The 4,024-nt window shown below is 27.5% G+C and carries 1 protein-coding gene and 1 pseudogene; both read right to left on the bottom strand.

The annotated features are described in order from the left end of the window. Positions 1 to 100: 100 nt before the first annotated feature. Positions 101 to 925 (bottom strand): annotated as a pseudogene (gene trmFO / locus EHV01_RS03740) (methylenetetrahydrofolate--tRNA-(uracil(54)-C(5))-methyltransferase (FADH(2)-oxidizing) TrmFO); the annotation flags it as partial. Continuing rightward, a complete protein-coding gene (locus EHV01_RS03735; RefSeq protein WP_422066257.1) occupies positions 906 to 3,572 on the bottom strand; it encodes a valine--tRNA ligase in 2,667 nt (888 codons plus the stop codon). The gene EHV01_RS03735 and the pseudogene trmFO, both read right to left, overlap by 20 nt. Positions 3,573 to 4,024 lie beyond the last annotated feature (452 nt).

The following is a 4,024-nucleotide window of genomic DNA, read 5'->3' as shown; positions in this document are numbered from 1 at the left end:
WTAATCAAATTTATCAAATTTCATAATTTTAGATTCCTATAATTTCTATTTTAAATATATTTTATAGGAATTTTAAAATAACTAGGTTATGCAAGAAGTCTAATGTATCAATTGCATCATCTTGACGTAATTGTACAACAGCATATGGACGGTTACCATTTGTGGTTTCTAAACCAACTGGTTTTAATGGTCCAAACAATAATGACTTAATCCCCCTTTTTGCCATTACCTCAATTGGCATACACCCTTCAAAATAAATTTCTTTTTCAAAATCATGTAAAACTACTGTTTCTGCTGTAATTAATGTTTGAACTCATAATTCAAATTCATCCTTGCTCATTGGACAATTAATATAATCTTTACTATTGCCTTGATCATAACGTGATTTATAATATACCTTAGTAAAATCAATACTTTCTTTTGTAATAATTGGCGCGGCTGCATCATAAAAGTAAAAATATTTTTGCCCCAATAATCCTTGAATGGTCGTTTGAAATTTTGATGTTGTTAAGGGTCCAGAAGCAATCAATGTAATTGCTTTATCATCAATAATTGTTGCCTCTTGGTTAATTAAAGTCACATTTGAATTATTTGTTAACCATGTTGTAATATATTCTGAAAACTGATTCCGATCAACAGCTAATGCTCCCCCAGCTGCAACACGGCTTGCATAAGCTGCTTTAATAATTAATGAATTAAATGCTAGCATTTCTTGTTTTAATAAACCAACACCATTCGTTAAACTTTCACTACGTAACGAATTTGAACAAACCAATTCTGCAAAGGAATTTTGTTTTTGCACTGGATTTTTTATTAATCGTTTACTTTCATATAAATTAACCTTAAAACCTCGTCGTGCTAATTGATACGCTGCTTCGGTTCCTGCTAATCCAGCCCCAATAATGTTAATCGTTGGAATTGCCATTTGTTATTTTTCCTTTTAATTGTTGATATTGTTCTAAATATTGGGCATATTTTTCTTGTTCAAGTTTAATCTTTTCAGGATTTGCTTTTGCTGAAAAACTTGGATTATTTAAAATATTTTTGCTTCGTTCTAGTTCTTGTTCAAGACGAGTTAATTCCCCATTGATTTTTTGTTGTTCTACTGTTTCATCAACAATATCATTCAACCCAACTTCTAAAATAACATTCGTTAATGGAATTGTGGCATATTTTTGGTTTGCATCTTTTTCTTGAAGTACACCCGTCACTTTACTATTAACCATTTTTAAAATAAATTCATTAATTAATGCAATAACATTTGTAGTAATATTATTTTTACTACTTATTTGATCAAATCAAATTTCAATAATATCTTCTTTTTTAATTTGATAATTACTTCGCAATTCACGGATTGCAGCAACAATTTCTGTTACTAAATTCAAATAATCAACATTATAATTAAAATTAATTTTTGGGTAAATTTCTAACATAATTGACTCTTTCAAATTTAATTTTTGATAAATTTCTTCTGTTACAAATGAAATAAATGGATGTAACATAATTAAAATTTGTTTTAAAACATAAAACAATGTTTGAATTGTTATCTTCTTGATTGTGGCATTATTACTTTGTAAATTAACTTTTGTTAATTCAATATATCATGAACAAAACTTATTTCATACAAAATCATACAAATCTTTGCCAACTAAAACAAATTCATATTTTTCCATATTCGTTTGTACTTTAGCAATTGTTTTTGTTAATTCAGTTAAAATTCATTGGTCAATAGCATTTTCTTGATGGTTTAATAATAAGTTTTTAATTTCTGTTTCAAAATTAACCAATGGTTTAAAATCACTTGTTAAATTCAGCTCAACATAACGAGCAGCATTTCATAACTTATTAATAAAATTTCAAGCACTATTAACTTTTTCTAAAGAAAAACGTAAATCTTGTCCTGGTGCACTATTTGTAACTAAAAAATAGCGTAATGTATCTGCACCATATTCTTTGATAACATCCATCGGATCAATCCCATTCCTTAATGACTTACTCATTTTTCGGCCTTCTTCATCACGAATTAAACCATGAATTAAAACATCATTAAATGGTTTTTCCTTTGTAAACTCTAATGAGTCAAACATCATTCTTGAAACTCAAAAGAAAATAATATCATAACCAGTCACCAAAACATTAGTTGGAAAATAGCGATGAAATAATGTTTTATCTCAATTTCATCCTAAAGTTGTCATTGGTCATAATGCTGATGAAAATCAAGTATCTAAAACATCTCCATCTTGAATTCAATTTTTACTATTATCTGGTGGAATTAAGCCAACATGAATTTTTGTTGAATCATCTTTATGATATCATGCTGGAATTTGATGTCCTCATCATAGTTGCCGTGAAATACATCAATCTTGAACATTTTTCATTCAATTAATTAATGTTGTATTAAATCGAGAAGGATAAAATTTAATTTTATTTGGTGATGATTGAAATTTAATAATTTTTTCAGCAAAATATTCCATTTTAACAAATCATTGGTCTGATAAATATGGTTCAACAATAGCACCACTTCGTTCTGAAAAACCAACTTGATGAGAATGATCTTTAATTTCAACAATTAACTTTTGGTGATCTAAATCATGAACTAAATTTTGACGGGCAGTAAAACGATCTTGGTGATGATATTTTCCAGCCAATTCGTTCATTGTCCCATCTAAATTCATACAAATTGGCATTGCTAAATGATGACGCAAAGCAATTTCAAAATCATTAGCATCATGTGCTGGTGTACATTTCATTGCTCCCGTTCCAAAATCTTGGTCAACATAATTATCACAAATAATAGGAAGCAATTCACCATTTGCTGGATTTATCACTTTTTTATTTCAATATTTGCGATAACGATTATCATTTGGGTTAACAACAACACATTGATCAGCAAACATTGTTTCTGGGCGTGTTGTTGCAATTGTCAAAAACTCACTTGTACTATTTTCTAAAAAATATTTAAAATAATACATTTTGCCTTGTTGCTCTTGATAAATAACTTCAATATTTGATAAAGCGGTTTTTTGTACAGGGTCTCAAGAAATAATTCGTTTACCACGATAAATTAATCCTTTTTGGTATAAATCAATAAAAACTTTTTGTACTGCTGATGTTAAATTATTATTTAATGTAAATTGCTCACGTGAATAATCTAATGATAATCCTAATTTAGCTCATTGCTCACGAATAATTTCAGCATATTCTTCCTTTCATGCTCAAACTTGTTCAATAAACTTTTTTCGTCCTAAATCATGTCGTAAAATATTTTTTGTTATACGTAAACGTTCTTCTACTTTTGCCTGTGTAGCAATTCCCGCATGGTCCATTCCTGGTAAATATAAAGTATCAAATCCTAGTAATTTTTTATAGCGAATAATCAAGTCTTGCAATGTTGTATCTCAGGCATGACCTAAATGTAATTTCCCAGTCACATTTGGGGGTGGAATAACAATACTAAACTTTGGCTGTTTACTTGTAACATCTGCAGTAAAATAACCTTTTTTCTTTCAAAATTGATATTTTCCTGTTTCGACCAAGGCATGGTCATATTTCTTTGTTAATTTTTTTCCCATTTTTGTTTCCTTTCTAAATAAAAACTCCTATTATTTAAATAAAATAATAGGAGCAATTATTTTCTAAATAATTACGGTACCATCCTTTTTTAATAAGTATCACTTATTACCTTAATTAAAATATCAAGTTAAAATATTTAGCAACTTTCATTAAAACAATAGATTAATTTCACACCATCAATTAACTCTCTGAACTATTTTTTTAATTACTCCTCTAATATTTATGGTTTTATTATAATTCTTTTTCAATTAATTGCAACCTTTTTTGTTCCTCCAAGAATATTATTCTAAAATAAAAATAAAAGTTAATTATAACTTTTATTTTTATTTTTTTTTCTAATTTTGCCTTTAATTTTGTAGAAAACTCTTGATGAAATAAAAAAAATCATCAATATGACAATTTGAAAACTAATTTTGTGTAAGATTATACTTTTGCTTTAAATTTTTTAAAY

It is taken from the genome of Spiroplasma sp. hy2 (genome assembly GCF_044714365.1).
In the GTDB taxonomy this organism is placed as follows: domain Bacteria; phylum Bacillota_I; class Bacilli_A; order Mycoplasmatales; family Mycoplasmataceae; genus Spiroplasma; species Spiroplasma phoeniceum.
This window is presented reverse-complemented; position numbering and strand designations above follow the sequence as displayed.